Below are 18,592 nucleotides of genomic sequence, written 5' to 3'. Positions count from 1 at the left end.
AGTTATGGCTCTAATTGAAAAACTCAAAGACGAGCAAAAGTTAGCGATGAAAGCCAAGGATAAATTACGCCTTGGCACAATTCGTTTAGCTTTATCGGAAATTAAACAACGTGAAATCGACGGTCATACAACTTTGTCTGACGATGAAATCATTGCTGTTTTAACGAAGATGGTTAAACAACGTCGTGATTCAGTATCGCAGTTTACTGCCGCTGGTCGTGATGATCTTGCAGATAAAGAGAGTGCTGAAATTTCAGTACTTGATGATTTTATGCCGCAAGCACTTACCGATGAAGAAGTTGCCGAGTTATTAGACAAAGCAATTATTGAATCAGGTGCTGCAGGAATGCAAGATATGGGCAAGGTGATGGGCGTGTTAAAACCTCAAATCCAAGGCCGCGCTGACATGGGTAAAGTAAGCCAACTAGTTAAATCTAAACTGGCTTAATAGTACTCTATTTATAAAACAAGCCGTGCTATCTTTGATCGCACGGCTTGTTTGTATTTACAGGAAAAGAAAAAATGGCAGGACATATCCCTCGCAGTTTTATTGATGAGCTTTTAAATCGACATGACATTGTCGATATCATTGACGCAAGAGTAAAACTGAAAAAACAAGGGAAAAACTACGGTGCTTGTTGTCCATTCCATAACGAAAAATCCCCTTCTTTTTCTGTTAGCCAAGAAAAACAATTTTACCACTGCTTTGGCTGTGGGGTTCATGGTAACGCCATTGATTTCCTCATGGAGTTTGACCGCTTAGAATTTGTTGAAGCAATTGAAGAGCTTGCTTCAATGCTTAGTCTTGAAGTACCACGTGAACAACGCAGTGGTTTCAATGCTCCCTCTGGCCCAACAGCAAACTCAGAACAAAAACGAAGCTTATATGATTTGATGGGTGGCATCAGTCAATTTTATTGCTCTCAATTAAAATCCGCAGCAAATATTCACGCAATCAACTATCTTAAGGATCGAGGACTTTCTGGCGAAATAGTTCAGAAGTTTGGTATCGGTTATATTGCTGATGAATGGGAGTTAGTGAAAAACAACTTTGGTAGAGACAAAACATCACAAGACGCATTAGTCAGCGGTGGGATGTTAATTGAAAGCGATAATGGCCGTCGTTACGACCGTTTCCGTGGTCGAGTTATGTTTCCAATTCGAGATCGCCGAGGGCGTGTTATTGGATTTGGTGGTCGTGTAATTGGTGAAGGCACTCCCAAATATTTAAACTCACCAGAAACACCTATTTTCCATAAAGGAAAAGAACTTTATGGTTTATATGAAGCACTACAAGCTTATAAAGAATTACCACAAGCATTAGTGGTTGAAGGCTATATGGACGTCGTTGCCCTTGCTCAATTTGGCATTGATTATGCTGTTGCCTCTCTAGGTACAGCAACAACTGGCGATCACATGCAATTGCTGTTTCGTCAAACCAGTACTGTGGTCTGTTGTTATGACGGCGACCGAGCAGGTCGAGAAGCAGCATGGCGCGCAATGGAACAAGCTTTGCCATACTTAAATGACGGACGCCAATTAAAGTTCATGTTTTTACCTGATGGCGAAGATCCTGATACTTATATTCGTCAACATGGTAAAGAAGCATTTGAACAAGAAGTCGCTCAAGCTGATTCTTTAATTAATTTTATGTTTAGAAGTTTGGTTGATCAAATAGATACCAGTAGTCGCGAAGGGAAAGCAAAACTAACAACTTTAGCGGTTCCTTTGATTGATAAAGTTCCTGGTGGCACATTACGTCTTTATTTACGTGAGCAACTTGGCAAAACGCTTGGAATTATGGATGAAAGCCAATTACAACAACTAATATCTAAACAAGGCGCTCCAGAAACAAAGCGCAAGGCTCAGCCAGAAATTAAACGCACAGCAATGCGTGAAGTAATTACATTATTATTACAAAACCCAAATTTAGCTCAATTGGTTCCAGATTTAGAGAGTGTAAAAGACATTCCCCTCCCTGGATTAAGTTTATTTCTTCAATTACTTGAAAATTGTCGACATAACCCCCATATCACTACAGGCCAATTATTAGAATATTGGCGCGGTGATAAAAATGAAAAATTATTATCACGCTTGGCCGCATGGGAACTTCCTATCGACCAAGACAACATACAAGATTTATTTATGGATTCGCTGGACAATATTTTGGCCCAGTGCATCAATCAACAAATTGAAAGTTTGCAGACGAAAGAAAGAACACTTGGCTTATCAGCCGAAGAAAAGCGGGAGCTACTAGCCTTAATGCTAGAACTAAAAGCATAGAATCCCAGCATCGTCATCAATGAAAAAATTTGTTATTATTAGTAGTTTGCATTTCGCATACTAATTCCTTCACACAGACCAGAAGTAGGATACCGTCTATGGATCAAAATCCGCAGTCACAGCTAAAATTACTTGTAATCAAAGGCAAGGAACAAGGCTATCTGACCTACGCAGAAGTTAACGATCACCTACCAGAAGAAATTGTAGATTCTGAGCAGGTTGAAGATATTATCCAAATGATCAATGACATGGGTATCAAAGTGGTAGAAACCGCACCTGATGCTGATGATATGTCATTGAATGATGATGATGCCGTAACTGATGAAGATGCAGCAGAAGCCGCTGCAGCCGCACTATCAAGTGTAGAAAGTGAAATTGGCCGTACAACGGATCCGGTTCGTATGTACATGCGTGAAATGGGTACCGTTGAACTTCTTACTCGTGAAGGCGAAATCGACATCGCTAAACGTATTGAAGAAGGCATCAATGAAGTTCAGTGTTCTGTTGCTGAATTCCCAGGCGCAATTTCATACCTATTAGAACAGTTTGATAAAGTTCAAGCCGAAGAAATTCGACTTACTGACATCATTTCTGGTTTTGTTGATCCTAATGATGATGGTTCTGCAGCACCAACAGCAACACATATCGGTTCAGAACTGAGTGAATCAGACCTTGAAGATGAAGAAGCTGAAGATGATGAGGACGAGGAAGAAGAAGATGTAGGTATTGATCCAGAGCTTGCTTTGGAGAAATTCACTGAACTTCGTACTTCTTACCACAACATGCAACTTGCTTTTGAAGAGCATGGCCGTGATAACGCAAAGGCACGTGAAGCTATTGGCGAATTAACTAATGTTTTCCGTGAGTTCAAACTTATTCCTAAGCAGTTTGATTACCTTGTTCGTGAAATGCGTGGCAGCATGGATCGTGTTCGTACACAAGAACGTTTAATTATGCGTATGTGTGTTGAATACGGAAAAATGCCTAAAAAATCATTCATTTCACTCTTCTCTGGTAATGAATCTTCTGACGAATGGTTCAACGAAATCATCGCATCTGACAAACCATACGTTGAGCGCCTAAAGCGCTACGAGGATGATATTCGTCGTTCAATCAAAAAAATTGACAGCATTGAAAAAGAAACAGGTTTGCCTGTTGTAAATATTAAAGACATCAGCCGTCGTATGTCTATCGGTGAAGCGAAAGCTCGTCGTGCGAAAAAAGAAATGGTTGAAGCTAACTTACGTCTTGTTATTTCAATTGCGAAAAAATACACCAACCGTGGCCTACAATTCTTGGATCTAATCCAAGAAGGTAATATTGGTCTAATGAAAGCCGTTGATAAGTTTGAATACCGTCGTGGTTATAAGTTCTCAACTTATGCGACATGGTGGATCCGTCAAGCTATCACTCGCTCAATTGCCGACCAAGCACGTACTATCCGTATTCCTGTGCACATGATTGAAACGATCAACAAACTGAATCGTATTTCACGTCAAATGCTACAAGAAATGGGCCGTGAGCCATTACCTGAAGAACTTGCTGAACGCATGCAAATGCCTGAAGACAAGATCCGTAAGGTTCTGAAAATCGCTAAAGAGCCTATTTCAATGGAAACACCTATCGGTGATGATGAAGATTCGCACCTAGGTGATTTCATCGAGGATAATACCCTTGAACTTCCAGTTGATTCTGCAACTTCAACAAGCTTGAAATTTGCAACCAACGATGTTCTTGCTGGTTTAACACCTCGTGAAGCAAAAGTACTGCGTATGCGTTTTGGTATTGATATGAATACTGACCATACTCTAGAAGAAGTAGGTAAACAATTTGACGTAACACGTGAACGTATTCGTCAAATCGAAGCTAAGGCATTACGTAAATTACGTCACCCTAGCCGCTCAGAAGTATTACGTAGCTTCTTAGACGAGTAATAGCTCTCACTATTATTCATCAATAGAATCAAAAAGGTGGGCTTAGGCTCACCTTTTTTCGATCTAAAGTCACTTTTTTAACTAACTGATTAAAAACCAAACACCTTCTCTCTAGACACCCTTTTCATCTTCCCCTATAATCAACCACCTACAAAGGCCCCTTAGCTCAGTGGTTAGAGCGCACGACTCATAATCGTTCGGTCCCCAGTTCAAATCTGGGAGGGGCCACCAAATTTAGAAAAGGCTGATAAGTTAATTATTTATCAGCCTTTTTGCTTTTCTACTCTTTCTGTTTTCTTTTAATTATTAATACATAGCCCATCAAAAGTAAGAATAATGATAATTCAATCGTTGCCCTCATTAATCCAGAAGTAAATACCGCAACAACAATAAGAATAATAAAAAAAACGAGTATTCCTTTTTTATTCATCTTCTCTAATCCTTGAGTTCATCGAATAGATAATTATCCCTCATCATTTTTTAATTGGAAAATAGCCTTTTCCTCTATCAAAGAACCAATTGCACTATCAATATCTCACTATTAACCATTCCTTTTTTGGATATTTGATAAAGCTACCTATACTCAGAGCAATAACCTATTTGATTAAGGAATAATCGATGAAAAAATTAGGCATCTCGCTATTACTTCTTTCTACATCTTCTTGTGTCATAGCCAATGAACACGTTCCTACACAGAATCCTAAAATTAGTGGTTTTTATGTTGGTGCTGGCTTTGGTTCATTTGGTTATTCTGAAGAAGACTCTTGGGGCTATAGTAATAATAAAATAGAAGCAAAAGCAGATGGAAATACAACAAAAGTCTACCTTGGTTATCAGTTCAATAAGATAGTAGGGATTGAGGGGACTTACACCAACTATGGAAAAGTAAAAGCAAAAGTCGATGGCTACTCTATGGAACCAACCTCAATATCTCTTGCTGCTAATTTAGGCTACACTTTTGATAATGGTATCCGTCCGTTTGGTCTTGTTGGGATGTCTAATTTAGATTTAAAACAGAATAAAGAATATCTTAGTGATGATAATGGCGCGGCCTTTAAGTTTGGTTTTGGTGTTGAATATACCCCCGTATCTCTAAAAGGAGTCCAGCTTCGAGCAGCTTATGAGATGGATATGTATGCTGTTGATTATGTTGACATTCAAAATGGTTTTACAACAGAAACAAACTTATACGCTCTAGACTCTCTGTATATTGGCGCATCGTATAAATTCTAGTATATTTTATACATAAAGCAGTGGTTGGAGGTTCAATTACTGCTCTTATTGATAATAAAAACAAGAAATCACCTTTACCCTCTCTATTTTTTTCTTTTCCTTGATATACACTTAATCCATCCAGATAAACATTACTTCTCGATATAACACACAACAAAAACTAACAAAGGTTATATATGTACAATCTTGCTACCAATCTCGAACGTAACGCTACATTTCGTCCTAATAATATCGCGTTAATTTTCCACGATGTAAAAATTACCTATGCCGAGCTGAATAAAAAAGTAAATGCGATTGCTGATCATCTAACTCAACTAAACATACAGCCAAATGAGAAAGTTGCTCTATCATGCCCAAACACTCCTGAATTTGTTATTGCTTACTATGCTATACAAAAAATAGGTGCGGTCGTCGTTCCACTCAATGTTATGTTAAAAAGTGACGAAGTCGCCTATCACTTAAAAGACTCCGACGCTGTTGCCCTGATCTCATACCAAGGCTCTGATGCAATGCCTATCGGGAAGTTTGGCTATGAAGGATATGAAAAAGCAGATTTCTGTGAACACTTTATTTTAATTGAAACCATTGAATCTCAAAAACCAGTTGCAGCACACTCTTTTAATCAGTGGTTAAAAACGGGCAGAGAAACCTTTGATGCAGTGTATCGAACTGCCCAAGACAGTTGTGTCATTCTATACACTTCTGGTACAACTGGTGCGGCAAAAGGCGCAGAGTTAAGCCAAAGTAATATGCTATGTAATGCGCAAGCCTGTCAGTCATTAACAAACCAAAAGGGAACGGATGTTAGTATTGCGATACTTCCCCTATTTCACACTTTTGGTCAATCCTTGATCATGAATACCTCAGTTTTAGCAGGTAGCGCACTTATTCTTATTTCTCGCTTTGTTCCTAAAACAGTCCTTCAACAAATGCATGAGCATAAAGTAACGCATCTTGCCGGCGTTCCTACAATGTTTATTGGTTTACTTGCTTACGCAGAGAAACACAAAGGGGATTATCTCAAGGAAATAGCACAAACTCTTAAAGTTGCAATCTCAGGCGGAGCCTCAATGCCAGTTGAAGTTCTTAAGCAGTTCGAAGACAAGCTACAAGTTCCAGTCATCGAAGGTTATGGTCTATCAGAATCATCGCCTGTAGCGGCGTTTAACCATTTAGAATTTGAAAGAAAACCGGGAAGCATAGGCCAACCCTTACCAGGCGTTACGATGAAGGTCGTTGATAAGAATGGTCATGAAGTCTCTACAGGGCAAGAAGGCGAACTTGTCATTCGTGGTCATAACGTAATGAAAGGCTATTATAAAAAACCACAAGAAACAGCAAAAACCATTATTGATGGTTGGTTACACACCGGTGACATCGTACGTTTTGATGACGAAGGCTATATTTATGTTGTGGACCGTTTAAAGGAGCTCATTATTAGTGGTGGTTATAATGTCTACCCACGCGAAGTAGAAGAAGTGTATATGAAGCACCCTTCAGTTCACCTTGTTGCCGTAATTGGTGTTGAACATCCTCGTTTTGGTGAAGAAGTAAAAGCCTTTATCATTCTTAAAGAAGGTCATTTGGTCTCAGAAAAAGATCTTATAAAGTGGAGTAAACAGTATTTAGCTGATTATAAGTGCCCTAAACATCTAGATATTGTTGAAGCTTTACCAATGACAGCTACCGGTAAAATTTTAAAACGCATGTTAAAAGTGTAACCTTCAACTCTCTCGACTCATCCATCACAGGTATATTCCCATATAAAAAATAGGTATATACTTGTGCTACAACTTCATGATTGGATAACTACCATGTCAAATAAAACAGATAAAGGCATCTGGTTTGCTTATATTGCGAGCCTATTAACGCCAGTAACACTAATGGTTTCAGGCATTATTGCGATTATTTATGCTGGATACCAAATGAATAAAGGAACGAACGATGATGTTGTTGATAGTCATTACTACTCTATTATCAAGAGCTTCTTCCTTTTCCTTACATTTTTTGTTGTTCTTGCCGTTAGCGCTGCAACAATGAGTGGTATGGTTGCTGGATTAGAATATTGGGTACATAGCTCTATTCTTGATAAAGTTTATTCTGCAATTCCAGTTATTGGGGCAATCATTTCATTCTTAGCTATTGGCGCTTGGTTTGTTAAATTAGCCAAAGGAATGCAAAAACTTAAAGCATATCAACCAATTGAAAATCAATAATATAAAGGCACTCTATGTGCCTTTTTTATTTCGAACTATAAAATAAATATTTAGCAAAGATCCTTAAAACAAGAAAGTGATCTTCATCTATTTTACTGTTAGAATTTGCACCAAAAGCGATAGAAAATTACAGAAAAGATCTGATCGAAACGATGTTGAGTAATGTAAATTTGTTTTTAATATTGTAATTAAAGTGCAAATTGTTTACCTGAATCAATAATCCATTACTCTTTTCGGTCTAAACTACAGGCAATTATTAAATTTATATGCTTAGTCATAAAGGTTATGAGAATGAAATTTGTTGTAATTTATCAACATCTCATATCATTAGACTGAGCATTACTGCGTTTATCATTTTAAATATACTCATCTGGAGAGATTTCTCACATGAAAAAGACCAAAATCGTATGTACGATTGGCCCAAAAACTGAGTCAGTAGAAAAACTAACTGAACTTGCAAATGCTGGCATGAACGTAATGCGCCTTAACTTCTCACACGGCGATTTCGCAGAGCACGGTCAACGTATTGATAACGTACGTCAAGTGATGGAAAATACTGGCAAGCAACTTGCTATTCTTCTTGATACTAAGGGTCCTGAAATCCGCACTATCAAACTAGAAAACGGCGATGACGTTACTCTAGTTGCAGGCCAAGACTTCACATTCACAACTGATATTTCTGTTGTTGGTAACAAAGACGTTGTTGCTGTTACTTACCCAGGTTTTGCAAAAGATCTTGAAGTGGGTAATATCATCCTTGTTGATGATGGCCTAATTGAAATGGAAGTTGTAGCTACAACTGAAACTGAAGTTAAGTGTAAAGTTCTTAACAGCGGTGACCTAGGCGAAAACAAAGGTGTTAACCTTCCTGGCGTTTCAGTTAAACTTCCAGCTCTTTCTGAAAAAGATAAAGCTGACCTTAAGTTTGGTTGTGAGCAAGGTGTTGATTTCGTTGCTGCCTCTTTCATCCGTAAAGAAGAAGACGTTAAAGAAATCCGTGAATTACTTGTTGCTAATGGCGGCGAAAGCATTCAAATCATCTCTAAAATTGAAAACCAAGAAGGCGTTGATAACTTCGATTCAATTCTAGAAGCTTCTGACGGTATCATGGTTGCTCGTGGCGATCTTGGTGTTGAAATCCCAGTTGAAGAAGTAATCTTCGCTCAAAAGATGATGATCGAGAAATGTAACCGTGCACGTAAAGTTGTAATCACAGCAACTCAAATGCTTGATTCTATGATCAAAAATCCACGTCCAACTCGTGCTGAAGCGGGCGACGTTGCGAATGCAATCATGGATGGTACAGATGCAGTAATGCTTTCTGGTGAGTCTGCTAAAGGTAAATACCCAGTTGAAGCAGTAACTATCATGGCTCAAATCTGTGCTCGTACAGATTCAGCACTAAAAGCAGAACTAGGTTCTCGCCTAGACAGCCCTCGTCTACGTATCACTGAAGCGGTATGTAAAGGCGCTGTAGACACAGCAGAAAAACTGAATGCCCCTGTAATCGTAGTAGCTACTGAAGCAGGTAAATCTGCTCGCTCTATCCGTAAATACTTCCCAACAGCAAAAATCATCGCAGTAACGACTAATACTAAGACGGCTGCACAGCTTTGTCTTTCTAAAGGTATTACTCCAATGGTTGTTGATGCTATCGACAGTACTGATGCGTTCTACCTACGTGGTAAAGAGCTAGCTCTTGAGTCTGGTATTGGCGCTAAAGGCGATATCGTTGTTATGGTTTCTGGTGCTCTAGTACCATCAGGCACAACAAACACAGCATCTGTACACGTATTATAATTCTCTGAAACTATAATATTTTACAATGCTAAATAAAAAGAGGGCTTACGCCCTCTTTTTTTATAAGTTTTTATTGCACGACATATACAAGACGCTATACTACACAACAGGACGATAACTGGTATATAGTGATCATTGATCATTCAAACCTTTTTTTGCATGATTATTTATATAGAGAGTGACAAGTGTCTAGCCCAACCCTGACTGATAAAGTGTCAAAAATGATTTACCAAGATATTCTTACTGGCAAATTAAACCCTGGTCAAAAATTGGTTGTTTCCGAACTGAAGGAACGCTACTGCGTTGGTGCATCTCCAATTCGTGAAGCTCTTGTACAATTATCTTGGAATAAATACGTAAAGCTTGAACCTCAAAAAGGCTGTTGGGTCGCATCTATTTCACAAGAAGAATTAAAAGAATTATTTGAAGGCTTGCAGGTTATTGGAAATATTTTATTAAAGAAAGCAATCACAAATGGAAATGAAGCATGGGAATTAAATATCCTAACTAACTTCCATAAATTAACAAAAATAAATAGAGAAGAGATCACGCCTGAAGGTATTCAAGAACGAGAAGAGCGATACTCAGCTTTTCACTCTGCACTTCTTGAGGGAGCTAATGCTCCTATCATGTATCAATTCCATCAAGAACTAACCAATCAAATTAAACGTTATCGCCATCTTCAAAGTAATTATAATACAGATAAAAAAGTGCATATTGAATATCTAGAAGAGCATGAAACCATCATGAAACTCGCATTATCTCGTAACTCAGAGCAGGCTGTTGAATTGCTAGAAAAACATTATATAAAAACAATGGACCTCTTATCCGGTTCCTTTGAGGCTTAATACTTCAACTCACACTGGCTGACCAAATAATCACACAAACAAGTACAGATATAGAAAACCAGACACTATCGTCTGGTTTTAGTTTTCTTACCAACCAAAAAACTCTTTATTGTGAGTTCCTATCAGTAATACCATTAATAAGAAATAAATAGCACTCAATTTAAATCCCAAAATGGCCAAGCTTCCTACCGTGAGTCGTACTAAAAAATCCGTAAACATAAAGGCCTCACACTATCATTAGCCTGCTAGTATCTTCCTTTTAATGCAATCGCGTCCTACTTTAGGCCTGTTAATCCGTAAGAATAAGTATAGACAACCCTAGACTTTAGTCTAACACCCTTAACCTTGATAATTAGTAAATCAGATAGTTACAAAGAAATCAGAATAAAATACCTCATTGGAATAAGAAGGCAGCTAAGCCAAATCATCTACATTAGTGCATATAGAAATTGTATTTCGACCATTTGCCTTTGATTCATACAGTGCAATATCTGCACATTTATATGCATTTCGATGAGAAAGACCTATATCAGTAAGTCCCCCACTGATCGTTACTTGATACTCATCCAGTTGAGAAATCGCAACTCGAAGGCGGTTTATCACCATTTCAGCACTTTTTAACTCGGTATGAGGCATGATAATCGCGAATTCTTCACCTCCAATGCGAGCAACAAAATCAGTCTCTCTGCTGCTTTGCTTTAAAACATCGGCAACAAGTTTAATGACCTTATCTCCAACGTCATGCCCTTGCGTGTCATTAATTCGTTTAAACCAGTCAATATCAAGAATCGCCAAACAGCATTGATGTGCGGGATAATAACGGTCAGTTAATAATGTTTGATTTTCTAATTCAAATTCAAACTTTCGGCGATTCCAACAATCAGACAAGCTGTCTTTCTCACTTAAATAACGCAATTCTTTTTCTAACGCTTTACGCTTACTTATATCAATATAAGAAATAATATAATATTGGATTTCTTTCGCTTTCTTTTTTACAACCCTTATTCTAACAAGCAAACTCAACTCCTCCCCCGATTTGCTGAGCACTTCAATTTCACCTTCCCATGCCCCTAAGTCATGCACAGTTTTCCAATTATTAATCCGTTTTTGAAATTCCTCACTATTGGAATTCAAGACATCAAAGGTCGTTTTTCCAATCGCCTCTAAACTACTAAAACCACTAATTGACGTAAATGCGCTATTCACCTTAATTATTCGTTGGTGCTTGTCGGTGATTACAACCGCTGACATTCCTTCAAGAGCTGACTTTGCTAGCTGGCTTTCTAAATTCGATTTATCCCATAGTGTAAGTAACACGCCAAATGGGATAACAATCAAACCCAATAAAAGAAATAACAAACTCGCTTCTTCTATAATCTCTAATTGAATAGTATAAAAAACTGCATCTAATTCTTTTTTCGGATAATCGAGTAAAAAATACGCTTTTTCATTTGGTCTATTAACCGTTATCGAAAACTGATAGAAAGAATAAATATTGCCGTTAAGGTATACACTCCCTATTTTATCATTAACCATTAAATTCCAAAGTTCTGGCTTTTTAGCTTTGAGTGTTTCAGCCTCGCGTCCCTTAACTAAATGTCCAAATACTTGGTTTAAGTTATCAGTTAAAAGGTAATAACCGCCTTGATTAACCATTGATGGGGAGATACTAAGGGTTGGTGAAAAACGAATGACATTAATAATGCTTGTGTCATTCAGCTCTGCAAGTACATAGCCTTTTCTCAAACCAAAAACATCAATAGGTATCGCGAGCTTCATCATGGGTTCATAAACACCAGATTTGGCCAAATCCTGATTAAGAGTGATACCCTCTGAAAAAATAGAGCCTTCATCTAATTCAGATAATTTCTCTAAGTCATTACTATTAATTAAAGATTGATCCTTAATGACCTTAATAGCATCGTCGTCATTTTCATTATAGATAAAAGAGAATTGGCGAACGCCTTTATTATCAATAAGTTCTAATTTATAAAAGAATTTTTCGGCTAAAACTAAGCGAAGCCAAGATGACTCTACCGCTTGTTTTACTCTCATTGAAGGATATAAAAAGTAGTCATACAAAGGACGGCTATTCGATAATAAGTCCAATGTATTAGCTATGCGTATAGAAAGCTCCTTATACTCATGATGAGTATAAGCTAGCTGCCGAGTCGATTCATTTTGAATTTGCTCAATCGCGATCTTTTTCTGCTTTTGAAAGTCATTGTATAAGTAAAGAGAGGTTAATAATGATAGAACTAAGTACACAAAAATCGAATACGCGACAATCTTAATCTTCTTATTACGCATTACCGAATTTCCCTTATTTTACTTACCAACACACTTACCGACTCGAATTTTATATTTATTTGATATGATTAACAATTAGGCCCTCCTATAAAGGAGGGCCTAATTTATAAAGAAACCAAATCCAAGTGTAAGTAAATATTACACCCTTAATGATTTATCTCCACGAGCAATACCGACAACACCACTTCGCGCTACTTCAACCACTTCTGTTACTTCTGATACTGCAGTAATAAACGCGTCGAGTTTTTCAGAAGTACCAGCTAACTGAATCGTATATAGTGAGCTTGTCACATCAACTATCTGACCTCGGAAAATATCAGCCGTACGTTTAACTTCTGCTCTTGCAAACCCACTAGCTTTCACTTTAACAAGTAATAGTTCTCGTTCAACATGCTCAGTCTCAGTCACTTCTTGAACTTTAATCACATCAATAAGTTTATGCAGTTGCTTTTGAATTTGCTCTAACTCCATAGCATCACTTGCTGTTGTAATATTTAAGCGTGACAAAGTAGGGTCTTCTGTCGGAGATACGGTTAATGACTCAATATTGTAACCACGCTGTGAAAATAGCCCTACAACTCGTGATAAAGAACCTGATTCATTCTCTAATAATAGTGAAATTATATGTCTCATTAGGTTCTCTCCGTTTTGCTTAACCACATTTTATCCATTGCTTCGCCTTTAATTTGCATTGGATAAACATGTTCTGTTTCATCAACATTTATATCAACAAACACCAAGCGGTCTTTTAATGATAATGCTTTTTCTAACCCTGACTCAAGTTCATCTGGATGATTAATACGGATCCCAACATGGCCATATGCTTCTGCAATCGCAGCAAAATCAGGTACTGAACTCATGTAAGAATTAGAGTGACGACCTTGATAGATGATATCTTGCCATTGCTTAACCATGCCTAAGAAACGGTTATTTAAGTTGATAATTTTAACTGGAATATCGTATTGCAATGCTGTTGATAGCTCTTGAATGTTCATCTGAATACTGCCATCACCAGTGACACACACAACCACTTCATCAGGATGAGTAAACTTCACACCTAATGCTGCTGGTAAGCCAAATCCCATGGTGCCAAGGCCACCAGAGTTAATCCAACGACGTGGTTTATTAAATGGGTAATATAACGCAGCAAACATTTGATGCTGACCAACATCAGACGCGACATAAGCATCACCATTCGTTAGCCGATGTAAGGTTTCAATAACTTGTTGAGGCTTAATACGGTCAGGTGAGGTTTCGTAAGATAAGCATTTTTTATCTTGCCATACTGAAATTTCTTTCCACCATTGTTTTAAATCTGCCTCATCATTACTTCCACCTTGCTCAACAAGCAATTTCAGCATCGACTCTAAAACGACCTCTGCCGAACCAACAATAGGTACATCAACTCGAACATTTTTAGAAATAGATGAAGGGTCGATATCAATATGCATGATAGTGGCATCAGGACAATATTTTTCTAAATTATTGGTTGTTCTATCATCAAAGCGCACTCCGACACCAAAAATTAGATCAGCGTTGTGCATTGCCATATTGGCTTCATAGGTACCGTGCATACCTAGCATACCTAATGCATTTTTATGAGTACCAGGAAAAGCACCCAAGCCCATAAGCGTGCTAACTACAGGTAAATTAAGTGCTTCGGCTAATTTAATAACGTGTTGCTCAGCTGATGAGATAACCGCTCCACCACCAATATATAGCACTGGTTTTTTCGCAGCTAAGAGAGTTTTAAGGCCTTTTTTAATCTGCCCTTTATGTCCTGTTGTCGTTGGATTATAAGCTCGTAATGACATTGACGTAGGATACTGATAAGGGAATTTAAATGCAGGGCTCATGACATCTTTAGGGATATCAATAACAACAGGACCAGGACGGCCTGTTGAAGCAATATAAAATGCTTTTTTTATAATTTCAGGAATGTCTTCGGCTTTTCTAACTAAAAAGCTATGTTTCACTATCGGGCGAGAAACCCCTACCATGTCACACTCTTGAAAGGCATCGGTGCCAATCATGTTATTTGGTACGTTTCCAGAAAGCACAATCATCGGGATAGAATCCATATAGGCGGTTGCTATTCCAGTAATCGTATTTGTTGCTCCTGGGCCTGAACAAACTAAAACCACACCAGGCTTACCCGTTGCTCTAGCAAATCCATCAGCCATGTGTGTCGCTGCTTGCTCATGCCTTACTAACACATGCTGAATATCATCAGCTTTCATGTGTAGTGCATCATAAATATCCAACACTGAGCCACCAGGGTAGCCAAATATGTGTTCAACACCTTCATCAATCAGAGATTGTACAATCATCTCTGCGCCAGATAACATTTCCATATTTATCTCCAGACATAAAACCTTTAAATTAACGACATGAATTATCGATAAATTATTGGTTTACATAGTTAGGGCTTATTTTTAGCCTAAACCGACATTAATCAGATTAAAATCCTATGTAGATGTACGTTATTAATAACAAAAACCAACATCACGAAACAACTTTAACCTTTTATTAGCACCTTGGTCTAGAGGGGATTTCTTTAAATCGATGATACCTTCAGCTTTAAGAGATAAAGCAGTGACTTACACTTACACACAATAACAAATAAAGAATGAACCGCTAATATTGACTAAAAAATGAAAGATAATAAATTGTTAGCTGTAAGGTAGTGATCATTTTCATCCACCCCACTTTAAAGGCATAAAAAAACCAGTCTAAAAAGACTGGTTTATATATTCTAATATGAGAATGAAAAAGAAAAATTACTTCTCTTTTCTCTCTTTCTTTTCATCATACATGTCATCAATTTCGTCTTGGTAACGTTCACTAATAACTTTACGACGTAATTTTTGAGTTGGTGTTAGTTCACCTTTGTCCATAGAGAACGCTTTAGATAATAAAGTGAACTTTTTCACTTGCTCAAAGCGAGCTAACTCTTTTTGTAAGTTCGCAACACGCTTTTCTAGCATCTCAACAATTTCGCTATTCTTAACTAAATCCATGCGGTCATGATAAGCAATATTTAGCTCTTTTGCGTATTCTTCCAATGCGTCATAGCAAGGAACAATCAAAGCCGATACGAATTTTCGGGTATCTGCAATAACCGCAATCTGCTCAATAAAGTGGTCTTTACCAATCGCCCCTTCAATCACTTGCGGAGCGATGTATTTACCACCAGAGGTTTTCATCAACTCTTTAATACGATCGGTAATATATAAGTTACCAGCCGCATCAAATTCACCAGCATCGCCTGTTTTTAAAAAGCCATCCTCAGTAAAGTTCAGTGCTGTTTCTTCTAGTTTATTATAATACCCCTTCATAACCATAGGGCCACGAACTAGGATCTCATTTTTTTCACCAATTTTAACTTCAGCACCTGGCATTAATGTACCGATGGAGTCTGGATGAAACTTACCATCTTCCCAACATGAAATAGTGGCAGTGGTCTCTGTCATGCCATAACCCAGTTTGACGTTAACGCCAAGAGCATGAAAAAAGCGACCGATCGTTGCATCTAATTTAGCGCCACCACAAGGCATGAAATTAATATGCCCACCTAAAATCATACGCAACTTAGAAAGTACTAGTTTATCAGCTACCTTATAAGCTTGCTTGAGAGCCCATGATGGTTCACGACCTTCTTGCTTGCACGCCGATATTTTAGCGCCCATGTTTACCGCCCAGGTAAACATCACCTTACGGTGGGCAGGGGCACGAGATACTTTTTCATGTACTGTTGAAAAGATTTTCTCATAGAAACGAGGAACCGCACACATTACCGTCGGTTTCACTTCTGTTAGCGCTTCTTTGATTAGATTTGTATTTGGCAAATAGCAGTTTACTGCACCTTTGTATAATACATAAAAAGTCCAAGCTCTCTCAAACACATGAGAGAGAGGCAGGAAAGATAACGATACATCTTTCTCTGTTAGTGCTAAATTCGTGTTATGCCCTGCTAGCTGGGAACCGATATTAGCGTAATCTAGCATTACCCCTTTTGGCTCGCCAGTCGTACCAGAGGTATAAATTAACGTAAGTAAATCATCCATTTCAGCACTTTCAAGACGATGAGTAACTTCATCTTGATTAACCGCATCAGCTTTAGATATAAAATCATTCCACGAAACACCCGCTTCATGATCATTCAAATCAATATCGTCACTCAAAGCAACAATATGAGTCAGTAGTGGACACTGCTCAAAAATAACAACAGCCGCATTATATTGCGCTTGCTCACCAACAAATAGAATACGAATATCAGCATCATTAATGATATAAGCTGCTTGTGTAGGTGTATTTGTTGGATAAATAGGAACAGGAACTGAACGTAGTTGCATCGTTGCAAAATCAGCAACCGTCCAGCGAGGCATATTATTGGAGAAGATCCCTACTTTCTCTTGTATTTTCAATCCATGAGCTAATAGTGCCAAAGATAGAGTATCCATTTGTTGGCCAAACTCGCCCCAAGTGATATCACTCCATGCAGAACACTGAGTGTCACTCCAAGCACCGCATTTACGTTCACGTAATGCAGTATCATTAGGCTTATTAGCAATATGTTTGCGGATCTCTTTTACAATATGTAGGTTTTGAATAGTCATCTCGAATCACCTTTAGGCTTACAGGTGTAAGCTATAATCTGTACAAAGTGTACAAGTGGCAGTAAAAAAGGCAACTGTTTCTCTGTATAAAATGTAAGTATTGTTGTGTGAAACCCATTTCAGGATAGCTCTATTAACAAAATAATTATTTAAACTCTACATTCTGTTTATATCGTATGAATACCAATAAAAAAGGCAACCTTTTATAGGTTGCCTTAATCTCATTTTTTAGTGTGGAAATATGGCTTAAAACATCATACCTTTGCTTGAAGCAACGACTTCCTCACCACAGATAAGCATCAATTGATCTCTCATCCAAATATGACCTTTGTCTTTTTGGTATGAGTCATGCCAACTTAAGTAACCACGAATGCTCTTTGATTCGATCGGCAGCGGCAATACCATCAATTGCTCACGATTCTGCATTGAGTTAACTAACCATTTAGGTGCTACTGTTATTAAATCTGATTGAGATACAACATACAGAACATTGCTGATACTTGCGCCTTTATAAGCTTGTTCATACAGTGAATCCATATAAAGGTGATCAGCAAACCCTTTAGTATTTTCAACACGGGCAGGGACAGCATGTTTTTCGTTTGCTAATTGATCTTTAGTTATCGTTCCTTGAATACGAGGGTGATTAACTGAAGCAACAACCACTAATTCATCTGTAAAGAGTTCAGTACTCATGTAGCCCGGTTCATCAAAACGAACGTAATCAATAACAAAATCTATTTCTTGATATCGCAATTTTTGTGCTATATCGAGATCATATTCACCAGATAGCTTTAAACTAATATGAGGGGCTTTTTGTTGAATATCTCTCAAAATACGTGGGGCAAAACGTATGTCTGATGGACTACAAATTGATAGCTTAAACTGTCGTCCTGAGCTTTCAGGAACAAATGTAGAACTAGGCAGTTCATTTTTAACTAGTTGCAATGCTTGACGCATTGGTGCAAACAATTGACGAGCTCGTTGAGTAGGCTGAATACCTCTTCCATGACGAATAAATAATTCATCATTAAACATCAACTTTAAACGAGAAACAGCATTACTTACTGCTGGTTGTGACATTCCCAAGTTTTGAGCTGCTCTTGTAATGTTTTGCTCTTGCATTACAGCATCAAATACCGTCAATAGATTCAAATCGACACTACGTAAAACTTGTTCTGAACTGATTATAGACGTTGGCTCTGGGGTAGATTCTGATATACTCATATGATGACTCTCTCAATCGGGCAGTTTTATTCAAATTAAATAACAGTAAATGGCTACAAGTTTTATTATTATTTCGAGATATTGACCTTGTATATATTAGCCATTCTTCAATTATCATCACTGAA

The 18,592-nt window shown here is 37.9% G+C and carries 14 protein-coding genes and 1 tRNA gene; 9 read left to right on the top strand and 6 right to left on the bottom strand.

Features of this window, described 5'->3' with window-relative positions:
• The first annotated feature begins 4 nt into the window (after positions 1 to 4).
• The 4 genes from BTO22_RS00895 (at position 5) to BTO22_RS00880 (ending at position 4,448) form a co-directional block, all read left to right on the top strand.
• Positions 5 to 448 (top strand): GatB/YqeY domain-containing protein, encoded by a 444-nt coding sequence (locus BTO22_RS00895; protein ID WP_105053910.1) that lies wholly within the window; start codon positions 5 to 7, stop codon positions 446 to 448.
• 74 nt (positions 449 to 522) lie between these two features.
• Positions 523 to 2,283 (top strand): DNA primase, encoded by a 1,761-nt coding sequence (gene dnaG, locus BTO22_RS00890; protein ID WP_105053909.1) that lies wholly within the window; start codon positions 523 to 525, stop codon positions 2,281 to 2,283.
• A 98-nt stretch (positions 2,284 to 2,381) separates the two neighbouring features.
• Complete coding sequence (rpoD, locus tag BTO22_RS00885) at positions 2,382 to 4,217, top strand: RNA polymerase sigma factor RpoD (protein WP_105053908.1); 1,836 nt, start codon at positions 2,382 to 2,384, stop codon at positions 4,215 to 4,217.
• A gap of 155 nt (positions 4,218 to 4,372) precedes the next feature.
• Positions 4,373 to 4,448 (top strand) — tRNA-Ile (locus BTO22_RS00880).
• A 49-nt stretch (positions 4,449 to 4,497) separates the two neighbouring features.
• Here BTO22_RS00880 and BTO22_RS19895 read toward each other — a convergent pair.
• On the bottom strand, positions 4,498 to 4,647 hold the full coding sequence (locus tag BTO22_RS19895) for a hypothetical protein (protein ID WP_181044529.1): 150 nt from the start codon (positions 4,645 to 4,647) through the stop codon (positions 4,498 to 4,500).
• 188 nt (positions 4,648 to 4,835) lie between these two features.
• Between BTO22_RS19895 and BTO22_RS00875 the strand changes: the two genes are divergently transcribed.
• The 5 genes from BTO22_RS00875 (at position 4,836) to BTO22_RS00855 (ending at position 10,314) form a co-directional block, all read left to right on the top strand.
• Positions 4,836 to 5,450 (top strand): porin family protein, encoded by a 615-nt coding sequence (locus tag BTO22_RS00875; RefSeq protein ID WP_105053907.1) that lies wholly within the window; start codon positions 4,836 to 4,838, stop codon positions 5,448 to 5,450.
• 176 nt (positions 5,451 to 5,626) lie between these two features.
• Positions 5,627 to 7,171 (top strand): long-chain-fatty-acid--CoA ligase, encoded by a 1,545-nt coding sequence (locus tag BTO22_RS00870; protein WP_105053906.1) that lies wholly within the window; start codon positions 5,627 to 5,629, stop codon positions 7,169 to 7,171.
• Between the two features lie 93 nt (positions 7,172 to 7,264).
• Entirely contained in the window at positions 7,265 to 7,666 is a 402-nt protein-coding gene (locus tag BTO22_RS00865) for a hypothetical protein (protein ID WP_105053905.1), read from the top strand.
• Between the two features lie 387 nt (positions 7,667 to 8,053).
• Entirely contained in the window at positions 8,054 to 9,466 is a 1,413-nt protein-coding gene (pykF, locus tag BTO22_RS00860; RefSeq protein ID WP_105053904.1) for a pyruvate kinase PykF, read from the top strand.
• Positions 9,467 to 9,651: 185 nt separating this feature from the next.
• The gene (locus tag BTO22_RS00855) at positions 9,652 to 10,314 is read left to right on the top strand and encodes a GntR family transcriptional regulator (RefSeq protein WP_105053903.1); all 663 of its coding nucleotides are present in this window, start codon (positions 9,652 to 9,654) and stop codon (positions 10,312 to 10,314) included.
• A 414-nt stretch (positions 10,315 to 10,728) separates the two neighbouring features.
• Here the strand turns inward: BTO22_RS00855 and BTO22_RS00845 are convergent, their stop codons facing one another.
• The 5 genes from BTO22_RS00845 to leuO all read right to left on the bottom strand — a co-directional run bounded on the left by BTO22_RS00845 (position 10,729) and on the right by leuO (position 18,467).
• Entirely contained in the window at positions 10,729 to 12,624 is a 1,896-nt protein-coding gene (locus tag BTO22_RS00845) for a sensor domain-containing diguanylate cyclase (protein WP_105053901.1), read from the bottom strand.
• Positions 12,625 to 12,762: 138 nt separating this feature from the next.
• Entirely contained in the window at positions 12,763 to 13,257 is a 495-nt protein-coding gene (gene ilvN / locus BTO22_RS00840; RefSeq protein WP_105053900.1) for an acetolactate synthase small subunit, read from the bottom strand.
• A complete protein-coding gene (locus tag BTO22_RS00835; RefSeq protein ID WP_105053899.1) occupies positions 13,257 to 14,978 on the bottom strand; it encodes an acetolactate synthase 3 large subunit in 1,722 nt (573 codons plus the stop codon). Before BTO22_RS00835 ends, ilvN begins: the two co-directional genes overlap by 1 nt.
• A 426-nt stretch (positions 14,979 to 15,404) precedes the next feature.
• A complete protein-coding gene (locus BTO22_RS00830; protein ID WP_105053898.1) occupies positions 15,405 to 17,243 on the bottom strand; it encodes an AMP-dependent synthetase/ligase in 1,839 nt (612 codons plus the stop codon).
• A 246-nt stretch (positions 17,244 to 17,489) separates the two neighbouring features.
• On the bottom strand, positions 17,490 to 18,467 hold the full coding sequence (gene leuO / locus BTO22_RS00825; RefSeq protein WP_105053897.1) for a transcriptional regulator LeuO: 978 nt from the start codon (positions 18,465 to 18,467) through the stop codon (positions 17,490 to 17,492).
• Positions 18,468 to 18,592 lie beyond the last annotated feature (125 nt).

Origin of the sequence: Aliivibrio sifiae (assembly GCF_002954705.1) — a bacterium.
Classification (GTDB): domain Bacteria; phylum Pseudomonadota; class Gammaproteobacteria; order Enterobacterales; family Vibrionaceae; genus Aliivibrio; species Aliivibrio sifiae_A.
This window is presented reverse-complemented; position numbering and strand designations above follow the sequence as displayed.

Bases quoted from the DNA above. Each gene is read 5' to 3' on its own strand.
- BTO22_RS00875 (WP_105053907.1), top strand. From the start codon at position 4,836: ATGAAAAAATTAGGCATCTCGCTATTACTTCTTTCTACATCTTCTTGT.
- BTO22_RS19895 (WP_181044529.1), bottom strand. From the start codon at position 4,647: ATGAATAAAAAAGGAATACTCGTTTTTTTTATTATTCTTATTGTTGTT.
- BTO22_RS00845 (WP_105053901.1), bottom strand. From the start codon at position 12,624: ATGCGTAATAAGAAGATTAAGATTGTCGCGTATTCGATTTTTGTGTAC.
- ilvN (WP_105053900.1), bottom strand. From the start codon at position 13,257: ATGAGACATATAATTTCACTATTATTAGAGAATGAATCAGGTTCTTTA.
- BTO22_RS00835 (WP_105053899.1), bottom strand. From the start codon at position 14,978: ATGGAAATGTTATCTGGCGCAGAGATGATTGTACAATCTCTGATTGAT.
- pykF (WP_105053904.1), top strand. From the start codon at position 8,054: ATGAAAAAGACCAAAATCGTATGTACGATTGGCCCAAAAACTGAGTCA.
- BTO22_RS00830 (WP_105053898.1), bottom strand. From the start codon at position 17,243: ATGACTATTCAAAACCTACATATTGTAAAAGAGATCCGCAAACATATT.
- leuO (WP_105053897.1), bottom strand. From the start codon at position 18,467: ATGAGTATATCAGAATCTACCCCAGAGCCAACGTCTATAATCAGTTCA.
- BTO22_RS00870 (WP_105053906.1), top strand. From the start codon at position 5,627: ATGTACAATCTTGCTACCAATCTCGAACGTAACGCTACATTTCGTCCT.
- BTO22_RS00895 (WP_105053910.1), top strand. From the start codon at position 5: ATGGCTCTAATTGAAAAACTCAAAGACGAGCAAAAGTTAGCGATGAAA.
- BTO22_RS00865 (WP_105053905.1), top strand. From the start codon at position 7,265: ATGTCAAATAAAACAGATAAAGGCATCTGGTTTGCTTATATTGCGAGC.
- dnaG (WP_105053909.1), top strand. From the start codon at position 523: ATGGCAGGACATATCCCTCGCAGTTTTATTGATGAGCTTTTAAATCGA.
- rpoD (WP_105053908.1), top strand. From the start codon at position 2,382: ATGGATCAAAATCCGCAGTCACAGCTAAAATTACTTGTAATCAAAGGC.